The organism is Paracoccus bogoriensis (genome assembly GCF_019431455.1).
GTDB classification, from domain to species: Bacteria; Pseudomonadota; Alphaproteobacteria; order Rhodobacterales; family Rhodobacteraceae; genus Paracoccus; species Paracoccus bogoriensis.
In genome coordinates, this window is the sequence record NZ_JAHYSR010000004.1 from 43,978 (window position 1) to 67,358 (window position 23,381).

Consider the following 23,381-nt stretch of genomic DNA (forward strand, 5'->3'; position numbering starts at 1 on the left):
GATCAATCCTGGCTGGACGGTCCCCGCCAAGGGGCGCCGATCTCCCTGTCACATCTGCCTGAATGAGGATCACATGGCACAACGCAAGACCTATGCCGAACTGCGCGCCGAGGTTCTGGCCCGCTACCCCTCGGGTCAGACGCCTGGCGGCGTCACCGTGGACGACATCGTCCAGCTCAAGCTGCAGAACACGTTCGACACGCATCTGGATGTCGCGCGCGCCATGGCCAAGGTCATGCGCGAGGACATGGCCGCCTACGACGCCGATCCGTCGCTGTCCACGCAATCGCTCGGTTGCTGGTCGGGCTTCCACGCTCAGCAGATGATCAAGTCGGTCAAGCGCCTGCGCGGCACGACCAAGCGTGTCTATGTCTATCTTTCGGGCTGGATGGTGGCGGGCCTGCGTAACCGCTGGGGCCATCTGCCGGACCAGTCGATGCATGAAAAAACCGCTGTCGCCGACCTGATCCAGGAAATCTATACCTCGCTGCGTCAGGCCGACGAGGTCGCGATCAACGACCTGTTCAAGGATCTCAGGAAGGCGCGCGATGCCGGCGATTCCGCCGCCGAAAAGGCTGCGATCGCGGCGATCGACAACTTTGAAACCCATGTCGTTCCGATCATCGCCGATATCGACGCGGGCTTCGGCAACGAGCACGCGACCTATCTGCTGGCCAAGGAACTCATCAAGGCCGGCGCCTGCTGCCTTCAGATCGAGAACCAGGTGTCTGACGCCAAGCAATGCGGCCACCAGGACGGCAAGGTCACGGTCCCGCGGGAAGACTTCATCGAGAAGCTGCGCGCCTGCCGCCTGGCCTTCGAGGAACTGGGAGTCGATGATGGCGTCATCGTTGCGCGCACCGACAGCCTGGGCGCGGGCCTGACCCAGAAGATCCCGGTCAGCCAGCAGCCGGGCGATCTGGCGGCGGAATACATCAAGTGGCTCAGGACCGAGCCGATCACCGATGCGAACCCGATGAAGGAAGGCGAGATCGCGCTGTTCCAGGACGGCCGGTTCGTGCGCCCGGCGCGCCTGCCGAATGGGCTGTTCCTCTTCCAGGAAGGGTCGGGTCGCGCCCGCGTGGTCGAGGACTGCATCGCCTCGCTGACCCAGGGCGGCGCGGACCTGCTGTGGATCGAGACCGACACGCCCAACGTGGACGAGATCGCCGGCATGGTGAACGATATCCGCAAGGTCGTGCCGAACGCCAAGCTGACCTATAACAACTCGCCCAGCTTCAACTGGACGCTGAACCTGCGCAAGCAAGTCCGCGATCAGTGGATCGCCGAGGGCAAGATCAGCGAAACCGACTATCCCGCAGGCAGCGAGCTGATGAAGCCGGAATTCGACCAGACCGATCTGGGCCGCGAGGCCGATGACCGTCTGCGCCGCTTCCAGACCGACATTTCGACCCGTGCGGGGGTGTTCCACAACCTGATCACGCTGCCGACCTTCCACCTGACCGCGAAATCGGTGGACGAATTGTCGCGCGGTTACTTCGGCGAGGACAAGATGCTGGCCTATGTCGCCACCGTGCAGCGCGAAGAGATCCGTCGCGGCATCTCGGCGGTCAAGCACCAGCACGAGGTCGGCTCGGATCTGGGCGACACCTTCAAGGAGATGGTCGCAGGCGAGCGCGCATTGAAGGCAGGCGGCCAGGCCAACACGATGAACCAGTTCGCCGCCGAGTGATTGGCTGTCGGACCGGCCTCCCGGCCCGCATGACGGGCCGGGAAACGACGGAACCGTTGATCCAGGGAGGATAACATGAACGAGAACACCGAATTCCAGCGCATCGAACGCCCCGAGACAGACGCACAGACCCGCGCGATCCACCGCGTCGCCGATGCCGTCCATCGTGTGAACGAGGCCGTCCAGCGCGCCGTGGCCGAGGGCATCTCGGTCGAATTGGTCCGCGTTTCGCGCCATCACAACGGCGCTGGTGCCTGGGGCGACCAGATCGTTCCGACCATCCGCAATGTCTCGCAGGACGCGTGATTGCGTGACCGGATGCGTCACCATCCGGGCGACACTCGACCACTGCGACAGCGCCCGGTCCCCATCCGCCCGAAAAGGGTAGCGGGGACCGGGCGATTTTCGCCGTGTTCGCGCTTAGCCGATGATGACGCGATGTTCGGCCTGGCCGGCCGCCTCCGTCGTGACGGCAAAGGTCATACCGTCCTCGGGGCGCGGCTTCTTCAGATCCACGCGCGCCGAAGTCGCATGAAGCGTCCTCAGACCGGCCCCGCCGAAGGCCGGACACGAGATCTGGCTTGCGGGGAAGGCAAGCGCACGGATGAAACGGCCATGGGCATCATAGCAGGCCACGCGCGAGGCGCCCCATTGCGCCGACCACAAACGGCCCTCTGCGTCGATCACCGCGCCGTCCGGGTTCAGCCCCTCGGCTCTCAGGTCGATGAAGGGCAGCGGCTCGGAAATCGGCCAGCCCTCTTCATCCAGCATGACGCGCCGGATGATGCCTTCGGCCGTATCGGCGAAATGCGCCTTGTGCCCGTCGGGCGAGAAACAGATTGCGTTCGTGATCGTGATGCCTCCGAACAGCCGCCGCAGCTCGCCCCGGTAATAGCGCCAGATCGAGCCCGCGCCCGGTTCGGCATTCAGCCCCATCGTGCCGATCCAGAACCCGCCCTGCGGATCGGCGCGCCCGTCATTGCTGCGCGTGACGGGGTTGTCGGCCTCCAGCGCGACCAGATCGCGGCGGCTGCCGTCGCGCAGGTCGAACAGGATCAGCGCGCGCGACGAGGCGACGACCAGCCGGTCGCGGTCCACGATCCCCGCCGCCGAGACATGATCGGGGAAATCCCAGACCTGCAAGGCGCCGCCTGGCGCCTTCATGTGCAGACGCTTTTCCAGAATGTCGAACCAGATCAGCGCGCCGCGATCGCCGTGCCACAAGGCGCCCTCGCCCAGGGTGCAGGTCGTGTCGTCGAAGATCATGCCATCATTCCCTTGCCCGAGGCCCGGTCGAACGCTTCGACCAAAGCCCGCGCCTTCGCCGCGACCGTCGCGGCATCGTCTCCCTGCTTGTAGAGCGCGCTGCCGATTCCGAATCCCGCCGCGCCGGATTGCCACCATTGGCCCATATTCTGCGCCGAGACGCCACCCACCGCGAACAGCGCCGTCCCTCTCGGCAGGACTGCGCGCATGGCGCGCAGCCCCTCGGGGCCGATCAGCTCGCCCGGAAACAGCTTCAGTCCGGTGGCGCCCGCATCCAGCGCGGCAAAGGCCTCGGTCGGGGTCATCACGCCCGGCCAGCTTTCCATGCCCGCCGCAACGCTGGCCCTGATGACCGAGGGGTTGCAATTGGGTGACACAATCAGACGCGCGCCGATCGCGGCCAGCGCCTCGACCTCCGAGACGCGCAGGACGGTGCCCGCGCCGATCAGCGCCCGGTCGCCGAAGGCGCGCAGCATGGCGGCGATGCTCTCCATCGCGGCAGGCGAGTTCAACGGCACTTCCAGCCGGGCGATCCCGGCTTCGATGAGGGTCTTGGCGATGGGCAGGGCCTCGGGCGGGGTGATCCCGCGCAGAATGGCGATCAGGGGGCGGCTCATGTGGTGACCTTCAATTCCTTGCGTGCGGCGTTCAGCCCGGCCAGGGTCGCATCCTCGGCCGCGACCTGTGTGACAGGCGCGCCCTGCGCCCGCAGCGCCTGCGCGTAAAGCGCCGACAGAGCGGGTGCGCCGATGATCGTGACCTGATGGCCCAGCCACCAGGGTTTCGCGGCGGCCAGTTCCCAGCCGATCAGCGTGCCCGACAACCGCGCCCGCGCGACGGAGGGGTCAAGCCCCGCCAGCAACGTTTCGGCCCGGATCTGGAAGAGGCCCGCATAGCCCTGAGCGGGGCGCATCATGGCCTCATCGACGGCCGCTGCAAAGACGGCCGGATCGCATTCCTTGCCTGCCAGCGAATGGCGCAGCACCGATTTCCCCGATAGCAGACCGAACAGTTCGCCCGTCAGGAAGGTCTTGAAGTGGCAGATCTCTCCCGCCGAGATGCGAACCCATTTGCTGTGCGTTCCGGGCAGGCAGGCAATGCCGTCGAAATCGGGATGCACCGCCAGAAGGCCCGCAATCTGCGTTTCCTCGCCGCGCATCACATCGGCGGGTTGGTCCTGCCGGACGCCGCAGATGATGTGAACAGGCCGGCCCGCGCCGGGGGCCTCGACCATGCGGGGGCGGGCGGCGCAGGGAACCGGCGCATAGGGCGCCTCGATCCAGCCCTGGCGCGAGCCGACCATGCCGCAGGCGATGACCGGCACATCAGGCCAGCCCTGCGTTGCCTGCGCCAGGACAGGCGCAAAGGCGTCGGGTGCCAGCCCCGCCATGCCCTGATCGGACTCGCGCCGTTCGACGACCCGATCCCCCGCCATCGCCCAGAGCCGCAGATTGGTCGTGCCCCAATCCGCCGCAATCCAGTCCATGCTCTGATCGGTCACAGGCGCTCTCCTTCGATGACGGCGATGGTCTGGGGGAAGGCGGGCGGCAGCGCAAGCCCCTGCGCCATCAGGCTGGCACCCTCCAGCACGACCTCGCCGCGCGTGATCGCCGTGACCGAGGCGGGATGCCCGCGCGGGCGTTCGATCATCCGCAGCCGGTAGCGGGCGGCTGGGTCCAGCGCGGTCAGCCGCAGAGGCGGGGGTTGCAGGGCGGTCTGCGTCTCGATCTGGGCGGCGAAGATCACCAGCCGCGATCCGTCGGCGGCCAGCTGCATCTCGGCCAGGGCACCGGCCGGCCGGTCGAGGCGCCAGATGTCGCCCGCCATCATCCAGCCGCGATTGGCCTTCCACCAGGCGGTGACGCGGGTCAGGGTCTGGGCCTCGGCCTCGGTCAGTTCGCGCGGGTCCATCTCGAAGCCCATATGGCGCTGCGCTGCCGTCCAGGCTCGTAGCGTCATCGGCAGAACCCGCCCCGAGGTGTGGCATTCGCGCGGCCCGACATGGCTGCCGGTCGCGCAGGCGGGCAGAAGGCAGGCGGCGTGATGCTGGATGCGCAGCCGTTCCAGCGCGTCATTGCTGTCGGACAGCCAGACCCGGGCGCATCGCCCCAGGATTCCCGCGTCGATGCGGCCCCCGCCCGAGGCGCAGCTTTCCCATTCGACAGCCGGATGCGCCGCCCGCAGCCGGTCAAGCAGCGCATAGACGCCCCGCGTCTGCGCAGCATCGGGCCAGGGCGTCAGCCGGTTATGGTCCCATTTGACGTGGTCGATGTCCCATGCCGACAGGATCGCGCTGATCCGGTCGAACAGATAATCGCGCACATCCTGCCGCGACAGGTCCAGATGCAACTGATTGCGGCCCCGGATCTGATCGGCCGGACCCAGCACCCAATCGGGATGGGCGCGATAGAGGGCGCTGTTTTCGTTGACCATCTCGGGCTCGAACCACAGGCCGAACCGCATCCCCAACGCCTGAACCTTGTCGATCAGCGGCCCGAATCCCTGCGGATGCTTGTGCGGGTCGATCACCCAATCGCCAAGCGAGGACGTGTCGTCGTCGCGCTGCCCGAACCAGCCATCGTCCAGCACGAAGCGTTCCGCGCCAAGCGCTGCGGCGCGTTCGGCGATCTGGGCCAGTTCGTCGGCATCGTGGCGGAAATAGATCGCCTCCCACCCGTTGTAATGGACCGGGCGCGGCTGGCGCGCGGGGGGCAGGCGGTCGCGGATCGCGCGCTGAAAGGGGACCGAGACGCTGTTGAGGCCCTGATCGCCGCGCGCCAGCCAGATCTCGGCGGTGGCGAAATCCGTTCCGGGGGCGCGTTCGGAGCCTGCGCAATGGCCCAGCTGGATCTGGCGGCGGCCCTCGGGCAGGGTCTCGACCAGCATCCGGTGGCCGCCCGACCAGCCGTAATGCAGGGCGAAAGCCTCTCCGACGGTGTTGGTGGTGCCGCGCGCGGTCAGCCACAGATGCGGCGGATGTTCATGACCCGACCGGCCGGTGCGCGCATCGCGCAGCCGCGCGCCGTGATCCAGCGCGGTGGTCACGGGCTGGAACTCGCGCGTCCAGCGGCCTGCCATTTCGGTCAGGTGCGACAAGTGCGGAGGAACGGGCAGGGCCAGTGCCAGATGATGCAGCGTCAAGGGCGCGTCCGAGGTCAGCCGCGCCGACAGCGCGATCAGCCCGTGATCCATCGCGCGGGCAATGATGTCCAGCCTCAGGCCGGGCGCTGTGTGGCGCAGAATCAGCGCCTCGCCCCAATCGGCGCCCTCGAAGCGCCATTCCGGTTCCAGCGGCGCGCCGTCACGATAGGCGACCAGCCCGGGCTGGCCCGGAAAGCTGCGCCGCGCCTCGGGGATCAGGGACAAAGGCGGCAGCGCGTCCAGCATCCCGCCGGTGATGCCGCCCGCGCCTGCCGCGACCAGCGCGTCAAGGTCGGTGTCGAGGGCCAGGGGCGCGCCCCAGTAATGGCAGCAGGTCATGCCGCCATCGCTGCCCAGAACCAGCGTTTGCGCCGCCGTGTCGATGCGCCAGAGGGTCATTTCACGGCCCCAAGCGTCAGACCGGCGATGAAATGCCGCTGCATCAGGAAGAACATCAGCACCGGCGGCAGCGCGGCCAGGATCGAGCCGGCGCTGACCAGATGCCAGGCTGCGATCCATTGCCCGTTCAGGCTGTTCAGCCCCGCCGTGACCGGCTGCGTGCCCGCCCCTTGGGTCAGGACCATCGCCCAGAAGTAATCGTTCCAGACGAAGGTGAAGACCAGCACCGACAGCGCCGCAATGGCGGGCCGGACCAGGGGCAGGACGATATGCCGGAAGATCTGCCATTCGGTGACGCCCTCGACGCGGGCGGCCTCGATCAGCTCGCGCGGCAGGGCCTTGATGAAGTTGCGCATGAACAATGTGCAAAAGCCGGTCTGGAACGCGATGTGGAACAGCGCCAGTCCGGTGATCGTGTTGTAGAGACCCAGATTCACCGTCAGGTCGCGCACCGGCACCATGAGGATCTGGAACGGCACGAAATTGCCCGCGACGAACATGAAGAACACGACCAGCGACAGGCGGAACCTGTAAACCGCCAGCGCGAAGCCGGTCAGGCAGGACAGCGCCACCGCGCCGATGACCACCGGGATGGTGATGCGGAAGCTGTTCCACAGATATTGCGCGAGGGGCGAGTTGCGGAACACGTCGAGGTAATTCTCGAAAGCCAGCCTTGAGGGCATTCCGAAGTAATTGCCCTGCGCCAGGTCCGACGAGGGCCGGATCGAGGTCATGGCGACGCCCATGAGCGGCAAGAGCCACAGGACAAGCATCACCGGCAGCGCCACGCGATACAGGCGCTGCGCGGTGGGTGACATGGTCTGGATGGGGCGAGGAAACATGGGGTTACAGCCCTTTCTCGTCGCGCCACATCTTCCAGATGAAGCCCGAGATGAAGATCATCATGATGCCGAACAGGACGACGGCGATGGCCGCGCCGTAACCCATGCGATAGCCGTATTCGGACAGGGCCTGTTCATACATGTAATAGGACAGCACACGGCTGGACCCGAACGGCCCGCCCGAGGTCATGATGCTGACCAGATCGAAGCTGCGCAGCGCGCCGATCACCGTCACGACGACCGCGATGAAGGTCGCCGGACGCAGTTGCGGCAGCACCACATGCCACAGCATCCGCCAGCCCTTGGCGCCGTCCAGACGCGCGGCCTCGATCTGGTCGGGCGCGACCGCGTTCAGGCCGGTCAGGTAGAGGATCATGCAATAGGCGATCTGCGGCCACAGACCCGCCGCGATGATGCCGTAGGTCACATAACGTTCGTCCGCCAGGATCGCCACGCCCGATCCCGTGATCCATTCGATCAGCGCATAGAACAGCCCGAAGCCCGGCGCGTAGAACCACGAGAAGATCAGGCCCACCACCACCTGGCTGATGACGAAGGGAAAGAAGAACAGCGACTTGTAGATGCGGATGCCGCGCACCGTCTGATTCAGGAACAGCGCGATCATCAGCCCCAGCGGCACCGCCAGCATGTAAAGCACCAGCCAGATAACGTTGTTGCGCAGGCTGGTATAGAAGGCGTCGTCCCACCACAATTCGCTGTAATTGGCGGTGCCGATCCAGCGCATCTGACCCAGCCCGTCCCAGTCATGGAACGAGATCCAGATCGACTGGACGATGGGGATGAGGACATAGACCGCGAACATCGCCATGCCCGGCGCCAGAAACAGCCAGGGTGTCAGGCTGCGGCGGCGCGAGCGCTTGCGCGGCGCGGTCGGCGCCTGTGGGTCGGGCAGGGCGGTCATGGCGCGCTCCGGTGACGGGATCGAAAACAGGTGGCGAAGCGGGCAAGGAGGCGCCCGCCCCGCAGGCCGCCGCTACTCGGCGGCGGCGTAGATGCGCTGGCGCTGACGCTCCAGTCGTTCGAGGATCGTGTCCAGACGCTCGGGGCGGACCATGAATTCCTGGAAGCCCTCCATCGCGGCCTTGGCCATCTCGGCGGGGGCGTCGCGGTCGAAGAACTGCGCGATGCCGCCTTCGGCCGTGGACAGCAGCTCGAAGCCCGCCTGCAGGAAGGGATCGTCGCCGACGCTGGCTTCGGCGTTCACGGGCAATTGCCCCAGCGCCTCGTTGATCCGGGTCTGCACGTCGGGACGCGCGATATAGGCCAGGAACAGCTTGGCGTCATCGGGGTTCTTCGCGCCTGCCGGGATGTGCAGGGAATCGGTCGGCGCCTCCTCGGCGCGCGGAATGTCGGGGTTGATCGTCGGGAAGGCCATGAAGCCCAAAGTCTCGTCCGTCATGCCGCCATCGCGGAAGGCCGCGACCGCGAAATTGCCCATGACGTAATGCGCCGCACGGCCCTGAACGATATTGGCGACCGCATCCTGCCAGTCGATCGCGGCATGGTTCGCCGTCGTATAGGGCAGGATCTTTTCCCATTCGGCAAAGACCGCGCGCACGCTGTCATCGGTCCAGGGAATCTCCCCGTTCGTCAACTGCATGTGCCAGTCATAGCCGTTGGTGCGCAGCGAGAGGTAATCGAAGATCCCCGCCACCGGCCACAGCGCCTTGGACCCTGTGGTCAGGCAGTCGATGCCGGCTTCCTGGAAGGCGGCGCAATTGGCGATGAAGCCTTCCCAGTCGGTCGCGGGTTCGACGCCTGCGGCGGCATAGGCTTCCTTGTTGTAGTAGATGCCCCATTGGTAATAGGTATAGGGCACGCCCCACTGCCTGTCGTCGAAGGTCATCGAGGACAGGGTCGAGCCAAGGCTGTCCTTCAACCCGTTTTCTTCCCAGACATCCGAGACATCCAGCAACTGGCCCGCATCGACAAAGGGCTTCATGCGGTTGCCCGCGAACCAGGTGATCAGATCGGGCGGATCGGCGGTCAGGAAGTTGCGGATCGCGGTCTTGAAGCCCTCGTGGTCGAAGGTGTTGATCTCGACCCGGATCTCGGGGTGCTCGGCCATGAAATCGGCGGCAAGCTGTTCGAACATCGCCCGCGGCGCGGGGTCGGATGCGTTGCTGTTGAAGGTCAGCACGCGCTGCTGGGCCATCGCGGGCGCCGCGCTGCACATCAGCGCCGCAAGCAGCAGACCCTTTCCGTGAAGTGCCATTCTTTCCTCCCTTGCGTGTTTCAAATAATGAAACCAGGTTTTGAATATTGAAACTATGTGGCGAATCGCTTAGCCTGTCAACACGGTGGATGAGGAGGCATGGCCATGCAGGGGCGCGAGGCGTCTGACGGGACGGTGGGGCGGACGCTGGCCGTTCTGGACCTGGTGGCGGGTTTCGGTCGCCCGGTCCGCTTTGCCGAGATCCTGCCTGTGGCGGGCCTGCCCAAGGCGACGCTGTATCGCTTTCTGCAAGTGCTGACCCATCAGGACATGCTGGCCTTTGACGAGGACCGCCAGACCTATGCGCCCGGGATGCGGCTTGTGCGCCTGGCCCATTCGGCTTGGGCGCAATCCTCTCTGGCGCCTCTGGCGCGCGAGGTGCTGGACGAACTGGCCCAAACGCTTGGCCAGACCATCCATCTGGCGCAGCTGGACAATGGGGCGGTCCTTTACGTGGACAAGCGCAATGCCCGCCAGCCGGTCGAGATGTTCTCGCAATCGGGCAAGGTGGGTCCGGCCTATTGCACCGGGGTGGGCAAGGCGATGCTGGCCCATCTGCCCGAGGATCGGCTGGCCGCCGCCATCGACCGGCAATCATTCCACGCCCATACGCCGAACACGCTGACCACGCCGGATGCCCTGCGGGCCGAACTGGCCCTGATCCGCCAGCGGGGCTATGCGCTGGATAACGAAGAACACGAGACCGGCATCGCCTGCATCGCCGCCCCGATCCTGTCGGGGGCGGGGCGGGTTCTGGGCGCCATCTCGGTCACGACGACCACCGCCAGCACCAGCCGCGAACAGCTTCTGGCACTGGCCGGCCCGGTCACGGATGCCGCCGCGCGCATCGCCGCCACTGCCGAAGCGTGGCGTTTTCCCGAAATCAAGTCATGAGGTTGCCATGTCCGGCGTCCAGTTGAACCGCGTCACCAAGGACTTTGGCCCCGTCCGGGTCATTCATGGCGTCGATCTTGCCGTCGAACAGGGCGAATTCTGCGTCTTTGTCGGTCCCTCGGGTTGTGGCAAATCCACCCTCTTGCGCATGATCGCGGGCCTTGAGGAAACGACCGGCGGCCAGATCCTGATCGAGGGTCAGGACGTGACCGATGCCGAGCCCGCCGACCGCGGGGTGGCGATGGTGTTCCAGACCTATGCGCTTTATCCCCACATGACGGTGGCGCAGAACATGGGTTTCGGGCTGAAGATGAACGGCCATCCCAAGGCCGAGATCGCCGCCAAGGTGGCCGAGGCCGCGCGCATCCTCAAGCTTGAACCGCTGCTGGACCGCAAGCCCGCCGCCCTCTCGGGCGGCCAGCGCCAGCGCGTGGCGATCGGGCGGGCCATCGTGCGCGGTCCCAAGGTGTTCCTGTTCGACGAGCCGCTGTCGAACCTCGATGCGGAATTGCGCGTCGAGATGCGCGCCGAGATCGCGCGGCTGCACCGCGAGCTGGGCGCGACGATGATCTATGTGACCCATGACCAGGTCGAGGCGATGACCATGGCCGACAAGATCGTCGTCCTGCGCGCCGGCCGGATCGAGCAGGTGGGCGCGCCCATGGATCTCTATGACGATCCCGACAACCGCTTCGTCGCGGGGTTCATCGGCAGCCCGGCGATGAATTTCGTCAAGGCCCGCGTCCAGGGCGGCCAGGTGGTCAGCCCCGCCTTTGCCGCGACCCTGCCCGCCGCCAGTCCCGCACTGACCGAGGGCCGCACGGTCGAGATCGGGCTGCGCCCCGACGCGCTGCGCCTGTCGGGCGACGGCCCCTTCCAGGTCGAACTGGCCGAGAACCTCGGCGGCACGACCTTCGCCCATCTGCGCGCGCCTTCGGGCGAGAAGCTGATCGTCCAGACCGGTCAGCGCCTTGACCCCGCAGGTGGTGGCAGCCTGGGCCTGAGCTTCGATCCGGCTGACGCCTTCTTCTTCGATGCCGAGACCGGGCAGCGCCTGAGATGAGCCTGAGAATCGGACTTGTGGGCCTGGGCGCCATCGCCCGCGCCCAGCACCTGCCCGCCATCGCCGCAACCGACGGGCTGCGCCTTTCCGCCATCGCCAGCCGCAACACCTCGCTGGAGGGCGTCGCCAATTATCGCGACGTGGCGCAGATGCTGGGCGATGTGGATGCCGTATCGCTCTGCACGCCGCCGCAGGGGCGGTTCGATCAGGCCATGGCCGTGCTGCGCGCGGGCCGCCACCTGATGCTGGAGAAACCTCCCGGCGCGACCCTGTCCGAGATGGCATTGCTACAGGCCGAGGCCGCGCGGCAGGGCGTCACCCTTTACGCCACCTGGCATTCGCGCGAGGCGGCGGCGGTCGAGGTCGCCCGCGACTGGCTGTCGCGCCGCAGCCTTCGTGCGACCCGCATCGACTGGTGCGAGGATGTGCGCAAATGGCATCCAGGACAGGACTGGATCTGGCAACCGGGGGGCCTTGGCGTATTCGACCCCGGCATCAACGCGCTGTCGATCCTGACCACGCTGATCCCCGGCGTTCGGCTGGTGGGCGCCGATCTGCATATCCCCGCGAACCGCCAGACCCCCATCGCCGCCGATCTGGTGCTGGATGCGGGCCATCCGGTCACCGCGCATTTCGACTGGCGCGCGACGGGGGACGAGACCTGGCAGATCGCCTTCGACACAGATGCGGGCGCGGCGGTTCTGTCCGAGGGCGGCGCACGCTTCACCGCGCCGGACCTGGAGACCGCCGGCGAGAACCGCGAATACGCCCGCCTTTATGCCCGTTTCCGCGATCTGGTCGCCACCGGGCAGAGCGATTGCGACCTGGCGCCGCTGCGCCTTGTCGCCGATGCCTTCCTGACCGGCCGCCGCCATGCGGCCCCCGCCTTCGAGGACTGACATGAAGATCACCGCCATCGAGACCTTCATCGTGCCGCCGCGCTGGTGCTTCGTGAAGATCAGCACCGACGCGGGCATCAGCGGTTGGGGCGAACCCGTGCTGGAGGGCCGCGCCGCCTCGGTCGCCGCTTGCGTGGATGAACTGTCGGATTACCTGATCGGCCGCGACCCGCGTCTGATCCAGGACCATTGGACGGTGATGTATCGCGCGGGCTTCTACCGCGGCGGCGGCATCCATATGTCGGCGATCGCGGGGATCGACCAGGCTTTGTGGGACATCAAGGGCCGCGATCTGGGCGTGCCGGTCCATGCGCTGCTGGGCGGCCAGCAGCGCGACCGCATCCGCGTCTATTCCTGGATCGGCGGCGACCGGCCGGGCGACACGGCGCGGATGGCCCGCGACTGTGGCAATCGGGGCTTTACCGCCGTCAAGATGAACGGCACCGAAGAGATGCAGTTCGTGGACAGCCACGCCAAGGTCGATCAGGTGCTGGCACGCGTCCAGGCCATCCGCGACGAGATGGGCCCCGATTTCGGCATCGGCATCGACTTTCACGGCCGCGTGCACCGCCCGATGGCCAAGGTGCTGGCGCGTGAACTGGAACCCTTCCGCCTGATGTTCATCGAGGAGCCGGTCCTGTCGGAACATGCCGAGGCGCTACGCGAGATCGCCAACCATTGCTCGACCCCCATCGCGCTTGGGGAACGGCTCTATTCCCGGTGGGACTTCAAGGCGATCCTACAGGGCGGTTACGTGGACATCATCCAGCCCGATCCCAGCCATGCGGGCGGCATCACCGAGACCTATCGCATTGCCGCCATGGCCGAGGCGCATGACGTGGCCTTGGCACTGCATTGTCCGCTTGGCCCCATCGCGCTGGCCGCGAACCTGCAACTGGATGCGGTCTGCTATAACGCCTTCATCCAGGAACAGTCGCTTGGCATTCATTACAACGAGGGCAGCGATCTCTTGGACTACCTGACTGACCCGTCGGTCTTTGCCTATGAGGACGGCTTTGTCGCGATCCCGCAGGGGCCGGGTCTGGGCATCGAGGTGAACGAGGACAAGGTCCGCGACATGGCCGCCCAGGGCCATCGCTGGCGCAACCCCGTCTGGCGCCATGCCGACGGCAGCTTTGCAGAATGGTGATCATGCGAACCCTCACGAAACTGAACCACGGCTGGATCTTTGCCGAAGGCCATGCCGACCCCGCAGCACCGCTGAAGGGCGAGCCCGTCACCCTGCCGCACAACGCGGTGGACCTGCCCCTGACCTATTTCGACGAGGCGGATTTCCAGCGCCCCTTCACCTATCAGCGCGCGCTCGCATGGGACGACGCATGGGCGGGCCGCAGGGTGCAGCTGCGGTTCGACGGGGCCATGGCCGACAGCCGGGTCTGGGTGAACGGGGTGCAGGTCACGGCCCATCCCGACGGCTATACCCCCTTCGTGGCGGATCTGACGGACCATCTGCGCCCCGGCGACAACCTGGTCACGGTGCGGATCGACGGGTCCGAGAACCCCGCCATCCCGCCTTTTGGCGCGCAGATCGACTATCTGACCTATGCGGGCATCTATCGCGATGTCTGGCTGATGGTGCTGCCGGAACGCCACCTGACCAATGCCCGCATCCTGACGCCCGACGCGCTGGCGGATGCGAAAACCGTCGTGATCCGCCCCGAGATGACCGCCCCCGGCCCGGTCCGCGCCCGCCTGCTGGACGGCGCGCGCGAGATCGCGTCCACCGAAGGCGAGGGCGAACTGACCCTGTCGGGCCTGACCGGCCTGTCGCTCTGGTCCACCGACAACCCGCAGCTCTACACGGTCGAACTGACCCTGCCCGACAGCGGCGACGTGACCACGCATCGCTTCGGCTTCCGCACCGCGGAATGGACGCCGCAGGGCTTCCTGCTGAACGGCCAGCCCGTGAAGCTGCGCGGGCTGAACCGGCATCAGAGTTGGGCGCATCAAGGCTATGCCGCGGGCCGGCACGCGCAGGAACGCGACGCCGAGATCCTGCGCTTTGATCTGGGCTGCAACATCGTGCGCACCTCGCATTATCCCCAAAGCCCATGGTTCCTCGACCGCTGCGACGAAATCGGCCTTCTGGTCTTCGAGGAGATCCCCGGCTGGCAGCATATCGGAGACGCCGCCTGGCAGGATCGCAGCGTGGACAACGTCCGCGCCATGATCACCCGCGACTGGAACCATCCCAGCATCGTCATCTGGGGCGTGCGCATCAACGAAAGCCAGGACAATCACGACTTCTATACCCGCACCAATGCCCTTGCGCGAGAGCTTGATCCGACGCGGGCCACCGGCGGCGTGCGCTACATCACCGACAGCGAGATGCTGGAGGATGTCTATACGATGAACGACTTCATCCTGGACGAATCCGAACTGCCGCTGGTCAACCGCCCCCGCACCGCGCTGCGCGCGCCCGCCGAGGTGACGGGGCTGAAGAAACCCGTCCCCTATCTGGTCACCGAATATAACGGCCACATGTTCCCGACCAAGGCGGGCGATCCCGAACTGCGCCAGATGGAGCACGTGATCCGCCATCTCGAGGTGCTGAACGCCGCCCATGGCGATCCGGGCATCGCGGGCTCGATCGGCTGGTGCATGTTCGACTACAACACCCACAAGGATTTCGGCGCGGGCGACCGCATCTGCCATCACGGCGTCATGGACATCTGGCGCGAGCCGAAATTCGCGGCCCATGCCTATGCCAGCCAGAAGCCCCCCTCCGAGGGCATCGTGATGGAGCCGGTGACCTTCTGGGCGCGGGGCGAGCGCAATATCGGCGGCGTCCTGCCGCTGGTGATCCTGACCAATTGCGATGAGGTCGAACTGGACTGCGCAGGCGTCACCCGCCGCGTCGGCCCCGACCGAGAGCGGTTCCCGCATCTGCCCCATCCGCCGGTGATCATCGACCACCGCCATATCGGCGCGGCCGAGCTGGGCCTCTGGGGGATGAGCTGGCATCCGGGCCGCATCACCGGCTGGCTGGATGGCAAGCCGGTCGCCATGCGCGAATATGTGGCCGATCCGCTGCCCACCAGCTTGCAGATTGCGCCAGACCGCGACAGCCTGCCCGCCGATGCCGACACCGACCTGAGGGTGATCATCCGCGCGCTGGATCAGGCGGGCAACCGGCTGCCCTTCCTGCCCGGCGTGGTGCGGGTCTCGGTCGAGGGACCGGCGCGGCTGATCGGTCCGGACCTGCGCCCCTTGCAGGCTGGCCGGGCCGGGATGATGCTGCGCCTGACAGGCGCACCCGGCACCATCCGCATCAGCGCGTGGCATCCGCAATTCCCCGATGCAGAAACCGCGATCCGCGTCACCGCCTGACGCCACCGGAAGACCGAGAGCCGTTGACAGGGCCGATGCGCGCTTGCGTGAATCCGCGCCTGCCCTGCTGCGCCTGACGTGGCGACGAAGCCGTGACCCGCATGACGATCAAGACCATCGGGCCCGGCGCCAGCGTGTTGCTGGTGATGCACAGTGCAGACGGGATCGTCCTGCACCTTGGGGAACACGCCTGATCACCGCCGCGCGGCAAGGTGGCGGGCGGCTCTCTTCAGCCGAAGCCGCTCGCGCTTCGGACCGGCATGACCTGGTCTTGGGGATGCGGGGCTGCAAGGCATCTCCGTCCGGATTGCGCTTCGACGCCGGGGCAGGCGCGCAGGGGATGGACTTTACCCCCCGGTGCGGCTAGAGGGTCGGACTTTGGCGCTGCAGCTTCGAGGCGTCCGGTGCGAGGGTGCCGGACCGACCCTACGAAAACGGGGTGCCGCTCATCGGGTAAAGCACCCCCTTTCTGGCGAAGACCATGACAGATCATATCATCCCCGCACCGCTTCAGGCGGCGCTGGCGGGCAAGGGCTATGACAGCCTGACCGCCGTTCAGGCCTCGGTTCTGGCTCCCGAGGTCGCCGGCCGCGACCTGCTGGTCTCGGCGCAGACCGGCTCGGGCAAGACCGTGGCCTTCGGTCTTGCCATCGGAGCGGACCTTCTGACCGGCGAGCGCTTGCCCGAAAGCGGACTGCCCCTGGCCCTGGCCATTGCGCCGACCCGCGAACTGGCCTTGCAGGTCGCGCGCGAACTGGAATGGCTTTACGCCGCGACCGGCGCGCAGATCGCCACCTGTGTCGGCGGCATGGATTACCGCAACGAAAGCAGGGCCTTGGCGCGCGGCGCGCAGATTGTCGTCGGCACGCCGGGCCGGCTGCGCGACCACATCGAACGCGGCAGCCTGGATCTGACCGCGCTGCGCGCCGCCGTTCTGGACGAGGCTGACGAGATGCTGGATCTGGGCTTCCGCGAGGATCTGGAATTCATCCTGGCCGCCGCCCCGGCCGAACGTCGCACGCTGATGTTCTCGGCCACCGTGCCCCCCGCCATCGAGACGCTGGCGCGCGACTTTCAGCGCGACGCGCTGCGCATCGCCGCGATGGGCGAGGCGCGCCAGCACGGCGACATCGCCTATCGTGCCTATTCCGTCGCCGCGCGCGACCGTGAGCCCGCGATCTTCAACCTGCTGCGTCTGCATGATGCGCGCACGGCGATCATCTTCTGCAAGACGCGGGCGAACGTGAACCACCTGCTGGCGCGCATGTCGAACCGGGGCTTCAAGGCCGTGGCGCTGTCGGGCGAACTCAGCCAGACGGAACGCAACCACGCGCTGCAGGCGCTGCGCGACGGGCGCGCGCGGGTCTGCATCGCCACCGACGTGGCCGCGCGCGGGATCGACCTGCCGGGGCTGGAACTGGTGATCCATGCCGATCTGCCCACCAACCCCGAGACGCTGCTGCATCGTTCGGGCCGCACCGGCCGGGCAGGGGCCAAGGGGGTCTCGGCGCTGATCGTGCCGCCCGCCGAATACAGGCGCGCTCAACGCCTGTTGCAGAATGCTCGCATCACCGCCGAATGGGGCGCCGCGCCCTCGGCCGACGAGGTCCGGGCTCAGGATGACCGCCGGCTGATGGACTACGCCGCCTTGGCCCGGACCGGCGACGAGGATGCCGCGGCCCTGGCCTCTCGGCTGCTGGATCGGTTCGGCCCCGCACAGGTCGCGCAGGCCCTTGTCGCGCTGTGGCGCGAGGGGCGGCCCGCCCCCGAGGAACTGTCCGACACCGCCGTTCCGGGCGCGCCGCGCGCCCAGGCCCCGCGCGATCTGGGCGGGTTTCAGGACGCGGTGTGGTTCAGCCTGTCGGTCGGCCATACCGGCCGCGCCGGGCCGCGCTGGCTGCTGCCCAAGATTTGCGACGCAGGCGGCATCGGGCGCGAGGCGATCGGCGCCATCCGCATCCGTCAGGATGTCAGCTATGTGCAGATTGCGGCCTCGGAAGCGCATCGTTTCGGCGCGGAAACGCAGATCACCGACGAACTGACCATGCGGCGGTTGCAGGGCGCGCCGGATCTGGGCGCGCCGTCGGGCGCCGCCTCACGCAGCCCGCGGCCGCGCAACACCCAAAAGTCCGCGCTCAAGGGCAAGCCGCGCGCGCCCCGCGCCCAGGACGAACCGCGCGCCGAAGCCAGGCCGCGCGGGCCAGCCAAGCCCGCCTCCTGGGCCAGGCCCCGCGCCGCGAAACCCCATCGAAAGGGGCCGCGCCGACCCGATTGAGGCAGGCCCTGCCCTTGGATCAGGCAAATAGTCCCGGCTCTGATCATGACGGTTCGGAGTCGGGTTTATTTTCCGGATTGTCGCAAACATCCTTGCAACCGCGCGAAAGTCGCGTCTAACCTGACCCTGCGCTGAATAACCATAGAAACGCAGGGAGAGCGCTTTTGCTGGACGACCGCCTTGGCGACGCTTTCGTCGCCTTTGAGCATGTGCAAAAAAGCTATGACGGCCAGACACTTGTCGTCAAGGACTTGAACCTTTCCATCGGCAAGGGCGAATTTCTGACCATGCTGGGGCCGTCGGGCTCGGGCAAGACGACCTGCCTGATGATGCTTGCCGGTTTCGAGACCGCCACCCATGGCGAGATCCGGCTGGCCGGACGCCCCATCAACCAGGTGCCACCCCACAAGCGCGGCATTGGCATGGTGTTCCAGAACTACGCCCTGTTTCCGCATATGACCGTGGGCGAGAACCTGTCCTTTCCGCTGGAAGTGCGCGGCATGGGCAAGTCCGAGCGCGAGGCCCGGATCAAGCGGGCGCTGGACATGGTCCAGATGGGCGCCTTCGCCAACCGCCGCCCGGCGCAGCTTTCGGGGGGCCAGCAGCAGCGCATCGCGCTGGCCCGCGCGCTGGTCTTCGATCCTGAACTGGTGCTGATGGACGAACCGCTCGGCGCGCTGGACAAGCAGCTGCGCGAACATATGCAGTTCGAGATCAAGCACTTGCACGAAAGACTTGGAATCACCGTCGTCTATGTGACCCATGATCAGGGCGAGGCGCTGACCATGTCCGACCGGATCGCGGTCTTCAATGACGGCCGCATCCAGCAGCTTGCTCCGCCCGCCGCCCTGTATGAGCGCCCCGAAAACAGCTTCGTCGCCAGTTTCATCGGCGAGAACAACGCCCTTCCCGGCGTGATCGAGGAACTGGAAGGCGACAAGGCCCTGGTGCGGCTGGATGGCGGCGGCGTCATCGACGCGACCCCCGTGAACATCCGCGAGCGGGGCCAGCGCACGACCGTCTCGATCCGGCCCGAGCGGGTCGAGTTCAAGCCCGAGATGATGCCCCCCGGCGCCCACACGATCGAGGCCAAGGTGCTTGAGGTCATCTATATGGGCGACATCCTTCGTGCCCGGCTGGCCGTCGCGGGCAGCGACAACTTCGTGATGAAAATGCGCAACACGATCGGCCAGACCCGGCTTGATCCCGGCCAGACCATCCGCATCGGCTGGCATCCCCAGGATGCCCGCGCGCTGGACCCGGTCTGACGGACCCTTTCCGGGGCGTCCTGAATGCGCCCCGGACAATGACAGGACGGGCCAGAGCCCGCGATATTTCAACAGGGAGTCACCACGTGAAAACCACTCTGATCCTCTCCACTGCCCTGACCGGCATGGCCTTTGCCGTCTCGGCGCAGGAAGTCAACGTCGTCTCCTGGGGCGGCGCCTACGAGATGAGCCAGGTCGAGGCCTATAACAAGCCCTTCACCGCCGAGACCGGCATCCGCGTCAACATGATCGCCGCCGACAACCCGGCCACGCCGCTGAAAGCGCAGGTCGAGGCCGGCAACGTGACCGCCGATGTCTTCGACGTCGAGGTTTCGGACGCGATCCGTCTGTGCGACGAGGGCGCGCTGGTCGAGATCGACCACGCCTCGCTGCCGCCTGCGCCCGACGGGACGCCCGCGGTCGATGACTTCGTCGAGGGTGCGCTGCTGGATTGCGCCGTGGCCAACATCGTCTGGGGCACGGTGATTTCGTTCGACACGACCAGGTTCCCGGACGGCGCGCAGCCGCAGACCGCCGCCGACTTCTTCGACACCGAAACTTTCCCCGGCAAGCGCGGCCTGCCGCGCAACCCCAAGCGGACGCTCTATCTGGCGCTGATCGCCGATGGCGTCCCCGCCGCCGAGATCTATGACGTGCTGGGCACCGACGAGGGTGTCGAGCGCGCCTTTGCCAAGCTGGACACGATCAAGTCGGATGTGGTCTGGTGGGAGGCCGGCGCCCAGCCCGTGCAGCTGCTGGCCGATGGCGAGGTCACGATGACCACGGTCTATAACGGCCGTATCTTCGACGCGATCGTGGCCGAGAACAAACCTTTCGCGGTGATCTGGGACGGGCAATACATGGACATGGACATGTTCGTGATCCCCAAGGACGCCCCGAACATGGATGCGGCGCTGCAATATCTGAAATTCGCCACCGACACGCAGCGTCTGGCGGATCAGGCGAAATACATCGCCTATGGTCCGGCGCGGAAATCCTCGGCCGCGCTGGTCGGTCTGTATCAGGATGGCGTGACCGAGATGGCGCCCCACATGCCCACCAGCCCCGAGGCGCTTGAGAACGCGGTGATGGACAACCCGGAATTCTGGGCCGATCACGACACCGAACTGACCGAGCGCTTCAACGCCTGGCTGGCCTCGTCCTGATCGCCGATCGCCGCCGCGGCCGGGTAACGGGCGCGGCGGTCATTCTGTCCGGACCACGACAATCGGGAAAAGCCATGGCGAATGTCGCCCTTGATCCGCATGCCGCCATCGCCACCACCGCCTCGGGCGTGGGTGCGGCCCTGACCACCGCCGACGGCAAGCCTTTGGCTCGCGCCCTGGCGCGCAGTCAGCGCCGCGCACGCCGCCGGGCCTTTCTGCTGGTCCTGCCGCTGCTTGCCTTCATCCTGGTCACGTTCGTCATCCCGATCGGGCAGATGCTGCAGCGGTCGTTCTACAATGACGGCTTCTCGCGCAACATGCCCCAGGTCTCGGCCTGGTTCGCCGCGACCGAACGCGGCACAGATCCCGACGAAGCTGCCTGGGCTGCGCTGGCCGCCGATCTGACCGCCGCGGCCGAGGCGCGCACCATCGGCATGGTCGGCACGCGCATCAATTACGACCTGTCGGGGGCGCGGTCGCTGTTCACCTCGACCGGGCGTGCGCTGCGTGGCGGGCTGGAGCCGCCCTATCGCGAGGCGCTGCTGGGGATCAACGAAGGCTGGGACAACCCCATGCTCTGGTCGGCGATGCGCGAGGCGTCGCGCCCCTATACCGCGAATTTCTATCTGGCCGCGCTGGACCGCACCCGCGACGAGGATGGCCGCATCCGGCAGGTCGATGAACGCCAGCAGGTCTATGTGATGCTGTTCATGCGGACCTTCTGGCTGTCTTTGCTGATCACCGGGCTGACATTCCTGCTGGGCTTTCCGATCGCGCATCTGCTGGCGACGCTGCCCATGCGGAAATCGAACCTGCTGATGATCCTTGTCCTGCTGCCCTTCTGGACCTCGCTTCTGGTGCGGACCACAAGCTGGATGGTGCTGTTGCAACAGCAGGGTGTGGTGAACGACATTCTGGTCTGGCTGGGCGTGATCGGCCATGATCAGCGTTTGCAGATGATCTACAATCAGACCGGGACGATCATCGCGATGACGCATATCCTGCTGCCTTTCATGGTGCTGCCGCTCTATTCGGTGATGCGCACGATCAACCCGTCCTATGTCCGTGCGGCGCGCTCGCTTGGTGCGACAAGCTGGACGGCCTTCCGCCGCGTCTATTTCCCGCAGACGCTGCCAGGGCTGGGGGCGGGGGCGCTTCTCGTCTTCATCCTGGCGGTGGGCTACTACATCACGCCCGCCCTGGTCGGCGGCTCGTCGGGTCAGCTGATTTCCAACATGATCGCGATGCACATGACCTCGACGCTGAACTGGTCGATGGCGGCGGCCCTGGCCGCGCTGCTCTTGGCTTCCGTCCTGGTCCTCTACTGGCTTTATGACCGGCTGGTGGGCATCGACAACCTGAAACTGGGATAGACCATGGCGCTTCCTTCCTACGCCTCGCCGCTGGAGCGGGCCTGGCATTACCTCTATCTGGTGATCTGCGGGCTGATCTTCTTTTTCCTGATCGCGCCGATTCTGGTGATCATCCCGCTTTCCTTCAATGCCGAGCCGTTCTTTACCTTCACCCCCGCCATGCGGTCGCTGGACCCCGAGGGGTTCAGCCTGCGCTGGTATCAGAGCCTTCTGACCTTCGGGATGCAGAACCCCGATGCCGAGGGCTGGGCCTTCTGGGCCGATGCCTGGACCAATGCGCACTGGATCAAGGCGGCGAAGAACTCGATCATCATCGGCTTCTTCGCAACGCTGGTGGCCACGGTTCTGGGCACGCTTGCGGCACTGGGCCTGTCGCGGCCGGAAATGCCCTATCGCCGGGCGATCATGGCCATCCTGATTTCGCCCATGATCGTGCCGCTGATCATCACCGCGACGGGGATGTTCTTCTTCTACTCGAACCCTTGCGAATTGTTGTCCCTGGTCGGGCTGGAACCGCAATGCGGGCGGCTGTCGGGCACATATCTGGGGGTGATCCTGGCCCATGCCACCCTGGGTATTCCCTTCGTCATCATCACCGTGACCGCAACGCTGGTCGGGTTCGACCAGTCGCTGAACCGCGCGGCGGCCTCGCTTGGCGCCAGCCCCAGGGTGACGTTCTTCCGGGTGACGATGCCGCTGATCCTGCCCGGCGTGATTGCGGGGGCGCTGTTTGCCTTTGTCACCTCGTTCGACGAGGTCGTCGCGGTCCTGTTCATCGCAGCACCCGAGCAGCAGACAATCCCGCGCCAGATGTGGAACGGCATCCGCGAGCAGATCAGCCCCGCGATCCTTGCCGTGGCCACGCTGCTGGTGATCTTCTCGATCGCGCTGCTGACGACGGTTGAATTGCTGCGCCGCCGATCAGAGCGCATCCGCGGCCTGACCCCGCAATGACGCCCGATGATCTGGATGACGCGGACGCCCGCCCGGCGCCGCCGCGCTATCCCTCGATCACGGCTGCACAGCGCGCGCATGGCCGCCGTCTGGCCGCGATCCACGACATGTATCGGGCCGAACTGGACGGTGTGGCCGGCCTGCTGGCCGCCATCCGCGCCGAGATGGCCGCGCCCGGCGCGCTGGCGCAAGCTGTGGACGAGATGCAGATGACGCGCAATTTCCGCCTGTTCGGCACGGCCTGCGGGCGCGATTGCGCGCTTTTGCAGAACCACCACGATATCGAGGAAAGCTGGATGTTCCCGACCCTGGCCGAACGCGGCGGCTCGCCTCTGGCGCCGGTCATCGCGCGGCTGCGCGCCGAACATCAGGTCATCCACCGCCTGATCGAGACCCTGCATGATGCCGCGCGCGCCCTGCGCGATGCGCCCTCGGCCGATGCGTTCGAGGATTGCGCGCGGCGCTTCGCGGCGCTGCACCGCGCGATCCGGTCGCATTTCGGCTATGAGGAAACCGCTCTTGAAGAGCCTCTGGGCGCGCTTGGCGTGCCGATCTGAGCGC

General features: G+C 66.6%; 20 protein-coding genes. 13 read left to right on the top strand and 7 right to left on the bottom strand.

The features are described from left to right. Positions 1 to 73 precede the first annotated feature (73 nt). Together KY389_RS02890 and KY389_RS02895 are read left to right on the top strand one after the other, a co-directional pair. A complete protein-coding gene (locus KY389_RS02890; RefSeq protein ID WP_219829293.1) occupies positions 74 to 1,693 on the top strand; it encodes an isocitrate lyase in 1,620 nt (539 codons plus the stop codon). 75 nt (positions 1,694 to 1,768) lie between these two features. Beyond that, entirely contained in the window at positions 1,769 to 1,999 is a 231-nt protein-coding gene (locus KY389_RS02895) for an SMc00767 family acetate metabolism repressor (RefSeq protein WP_219829294.1), read from the top strand. 114 nt (positions 2,000 to 2,113) lie between these two features. On the opposite strand, the gene KY389_RS02900 is transcribed toward KY389_RS02895, so the two are convergent. The 7 genes from KY389_RS02900 to KY389_RS02930 all read right to left on the bottom strand — a co-directional run bounded on the left by KY389_RS02900 (position 2,114) and on the right by KY389_RS02930 (position 9,577). Continuing rightward, a complete protein-coding gene (locus KY389_RS02900) occupies positions 2,114 to 2,959 on the bottom strand; it encodes an SMP-30/gluconolactonase/LRE family protein (protein ID WP_219829295.1) in 846 nt (281 codons plus the stop codon). Then, entirely contained in the window at positions 2,956 to 3,576 is a 621-nt protein-coding gene (locus KY389_RS02905; RefSeq protein ID WP_219829296.1) for a 2-dehydro-3-deoxy-6-phosphogalactonate aldolase, read from the bottom strand. The genes KY389_RS02900 and KY389_RS02905 overlap by 4 nt, the downstream gene beginning before the upstream one ends. Continuing rightward, on the bottom strand, positions 3,573 to 4,460 hold the full coding sequence (locus tag KY389_RS02910; RefSeq protein WP_343222889.1) for a 2-dehydro-3-deoxygalactonokinase: 888 nt from the start codon (positions 4,458 to 4,460) through the stop codon (positions 3,573 to 3,575). The genes KY389_RS02905 and KY389_RS02910 overlap by 4 nt, the downstream gene beginning before the upstream one ends. Further along, on the bottom strand, positions 4,457 to 6,499 hold the full coding sequence (locus tag KY389_RS02915) for an alpha-galactosidase (protein WP_219829297.1): 2,043 nt from the start codon (positions 6,497 to 6,499) through the stop codon (positions 4,457 to 4,459). The genes KY389_RS02910 and KY389_RS02915 overlap by 4 nt, the downstream gene beginning before the upstream one ends. Beyond that, on the bottom strand, positions 6,496 to 7,341 hold the full coding sequence (locus KY389_RS02920) for a carbohydrate ABC transporter permease (protein ID WP_219829298.1): 846 nt from the start codon (positions 7,339 to 7,341) through the stop codon (positions 6,496 to 6,498). Before KY389_RS02920 ends, KY389_RS02915 begins: the two co-directional genes overlap by 4 nt. A 4-nt stretch (positions 7,342 to 7,345) precedes the next feature. Continuing rightward, positions 7,346 to 8,263, bottom strand: coding sequence for a carbohydrate ABC transporter permease (locus KY389_RS02925; RefSeq protein WP_219829299.1), 918 nt, complete (start codon positions 8,261 to 8,263; stop codon positions 7,346 to 7,348). 72 nt (positions 8,264 to 8,335) lie between these two features. Then, complete coding sequence (locus KY389_RS02930) at positions 8,336 to 9,577, bottom strand: ABC transporter substrate-binding protein (protein WP_219829300.1); 1,242 nt, start codon at positions 9,575 to 9,577, stop codon at positions 8,336 to 8,338. Between the two features lie 105 nt (positions 9,578 to 9,682). Here KY389_RS02930 and KY389_RS02935 point away from each other — a divergent pair, with 105 nt between their 5' ends. From KY389_RS02935 to KY389_RS02985, 11 genes are all read left to right on the top strand, one after another. Continuing rightward, positions 9,683 to 10,471: an IclR family transcriptional regulator gene (locus KY389_RS02935; protein WP_425517136.1), complete on the top strand. Its 789-nt coding sequence runs from the start codon at positions 9,683 to 9,685 to the stop codon at positions 10,469 to 10,471. A 7-nt stretch (positions 10,472 to 10,478) separates the two neighbouring features. Further along, positions 10,479 to 11,534, top strand: a complete 1,056-nt coding sequence (locus tag KY389_RS02940) for an ABC transporter ATP-binding protein (protein WP_219829302.1) — start codon at positions 10,479 to 10,481, stop codon at positions 11,532 to 11,534. Beyond that, a complete protein-coding gene (locus tag KY389_RS02945) occupies positions 11,531 to 12,433 on the top strand; it encodes a Gfo/Idh/MocA family protein (protein ID WP_219829303.1) in 903 nt (300 codons plus the stop codon). Before KY389_RS02940 ends, KY389_RS02945 begins: the two co-directional genes overlap by 4 nt. Position 12,434: 1 nt before the next feature. Beyond that, entirely contained in the window at positions 12,435 to 13,583 is a 1,149-nt protein-coding gene (dgoD, locus tag KY389_RS02950; RefSeq protein WP_219829304.1) for a galactonate dehydratase, read from the top strand. 2 nt (positions 13,584 to 13,585) lie between these two features. After that, a complete protein-coding gene (locus tag KY389_RS02955; RefSeq protein ID WP_219829305.1) occupies positions 13,586 to 15,784 on the top strand; it encodes a glycoside hydrolase family 2 protein in 2,199 nt (732 codons plus the stop codon). A gap of 481 nt (positions 15,785 to 16,265) precedes the next feature. After that, positions 16,266 to 18,059 carry a DEAD/DEAH box helicase gene (locus tag KY389_RS02960; protein ID WP_219829306.1) on the top strand — a complete coding sequence of 598 codons (1,794 nt, stop codon included), beginning with the start codon at positions 16,266 to 16,268 and terminating at the stop codon, positions 18,057 to 18,059. Between the two features lie 164 nt (positions 18,060 to 18,223). Beyond that, complete coding sequence (locus tag KY389_RS02965) at positions 18,224 to 19,327, top strand: ABC transporter ATP-binding protein (protein WP_219829307.1); 1,104 nt, start codon at positions 18,224 to 18,226, stop codon at positions 19,325 to 19,327. 86 nt (positions 19,328 to 19,413) lie between these two features. Continuing rightward, positions 19,414 to 20,493, top strand: coding sequence for an ABC transporter substrate-binding protein (locus KY389_RS02970; RefSeq protein ID WP_343222890.1), 1,080 nt, complete (start codon positions 19,414 to 19,416; stop codon positions 20,491 to 20,493). Between the two features lie 74 nt (positions 20,494 to 20,567). Then, a complete protein-coding gene (locus tag KY389_RS02975; RefSeq protein WP_219829309.1) occupies positions 20,568 to 21,866 on the top strand; it encodes an ABC transporter permease in 1,299 nt (432 codons plus the stop codon). 3 nt (positions 21,867 to 21,869) lie between these two features. Next, entirely contained in the window at positions 21,870 to 22,820 is a 951-nt protein-coding gene (locus KY389_RS02980) for an ABC transporter permease (protein WP_219829310.1), read from the top strand. Continuing rightward, the gene (locus tag KY389_RS02985; RefSeq protein WP_219829311.1) at positions 22,817 to 23,377 is read left to right on the top strand and encodes a hemerythrin domain-containing protein; all 561 of its coding nucleotides are present in this window, start codon (positions 22,817 to 22,819) and stop codon (positions 23,375 to 23,377) included. Before KY389_RS02980 ends, KY389_RS02985 begins: the two co-directional genes overlap by 4 nt. Positions 23,378 to 23,381: the final 4 nt, after the last annotated feature.

Bases quoted from the DNA above. Each gene is read 5' to 3' on its own strand.
- KY389_RS02890 (WP_219829293.1), top strand. From the start codon at position 74: ATGGCACAACGCAAGACCTATGCCGAACTGCGCGCCGAGGTTCTGGCC.
- KY389_RS02895 (WP_219829294.1), top strand. From the start codon at position 1,769: ATGAACGAGAACACCGAATTCCAGCGCATCGAACGCCCCGAGACAGAC.
- KY389_RS02900 (WP_219829295.1), bottom strand. From the start codon at position 2,959: ATGATCTTCGACGACACGACCTGCACCCTGGGCGAGGGCGCCTTGTGG.
- KY389_RS02905 (WP_219829296.1), bottom strand. From the start codon at position 3,576: ATGAGCCGCCCCCTGATCGCCATTCTGCGCGGGATCACCCCGCCCGAG.
- KY389_RS02915 (WP_219829297.1), bottom strand. From the start codon at position 6,499: ATGACCCTCTGGCGCATCGACACGGCGGCGCAAACGCTGGTTCTGGGC.
- KY389_RS02920 (WP_219829298.1), bottom strand. From the start codon at position 7,341: ATGTTTCCTCGCCCCATCCAGACCATGTCACCCACCGCGCAGCGCCTG.
- KY389_RS02925 (WP_219829299.1), bottom strand. From the start codon at position 8,263: ATGACCGCCCTGCCCGACCCACAGGCGCCGACCGCGCCGCGCAAGCGC.
- KY389_RS02930 (WP_219829300.1), bottom strand. From the start codon at position 9,577: ATGGCACTTCACGGAAAGGGTCTGCTGCTTGCGGCGCTGATGTGCAGC.
- KY389_RS02935 (WP_425517136.1), top strand. From the start codon at position 9,683: ATGCAGGGGCGCGAGGCGTCTGACGGGACGGTGGGGCGGACGCTGGCC.
- KY389_RS02940 (WP_219829302.1), top strand. From the start codon at position 10,479: ATGTCCGGCGTCCAGTTGAACCGCGTCACCAAGGACTTTGGCCCCGTC.
- KY389_RS02945 (WP_219829303.1), top strand. From the start codon at position 11,531: ATGAGCCTGAGAATCGGACTTGTGGGCCTGGGCGCCATCGCCCGCGCC.
- dgoD (WP_219829304.1), top strand. From the start codon at position 12,435: ATGAAGATCACCGCCATCGAGACCTTCATCGTGCCGCCGCGCTGGTGC.
- KY389_RS02955 (WP_219829305.1), top strand. From the start codon at position 13,586: ATGCGAACCCTCACGAAACTGAACCACGGCTGGATCTTTGCCGAAGGC.
- KY389_RS02960 (WP_219829306.1), top strand. From the start codon at position 16,266: ATGACAGATCATATCATCCCCGCACCGCTTCAGGCGGCGCTGGCGGGC.
- KY389_RS02975 (WP_219829309.1), top strand. From the start codon at position 20,568: ATGGCGAATGTCGCCCTTGATCCGCATGCCGCCATCGCCACCACCGCC.
- KY389_RS02980 (WP_219829310.1), top strand. From the start codon at position 21,870: ATGGCGCTTCCTTCCTACGCCTCGCCGCTGGAGCGGGCCTGGCATTAC.
- KY389_RS02985 (WP_219829311.1), top strand. From the start codon at position 22,817: ATGACGCCCGATGATCTGGATGACGCGGACGCCCGCCCGGCGCCGCCG.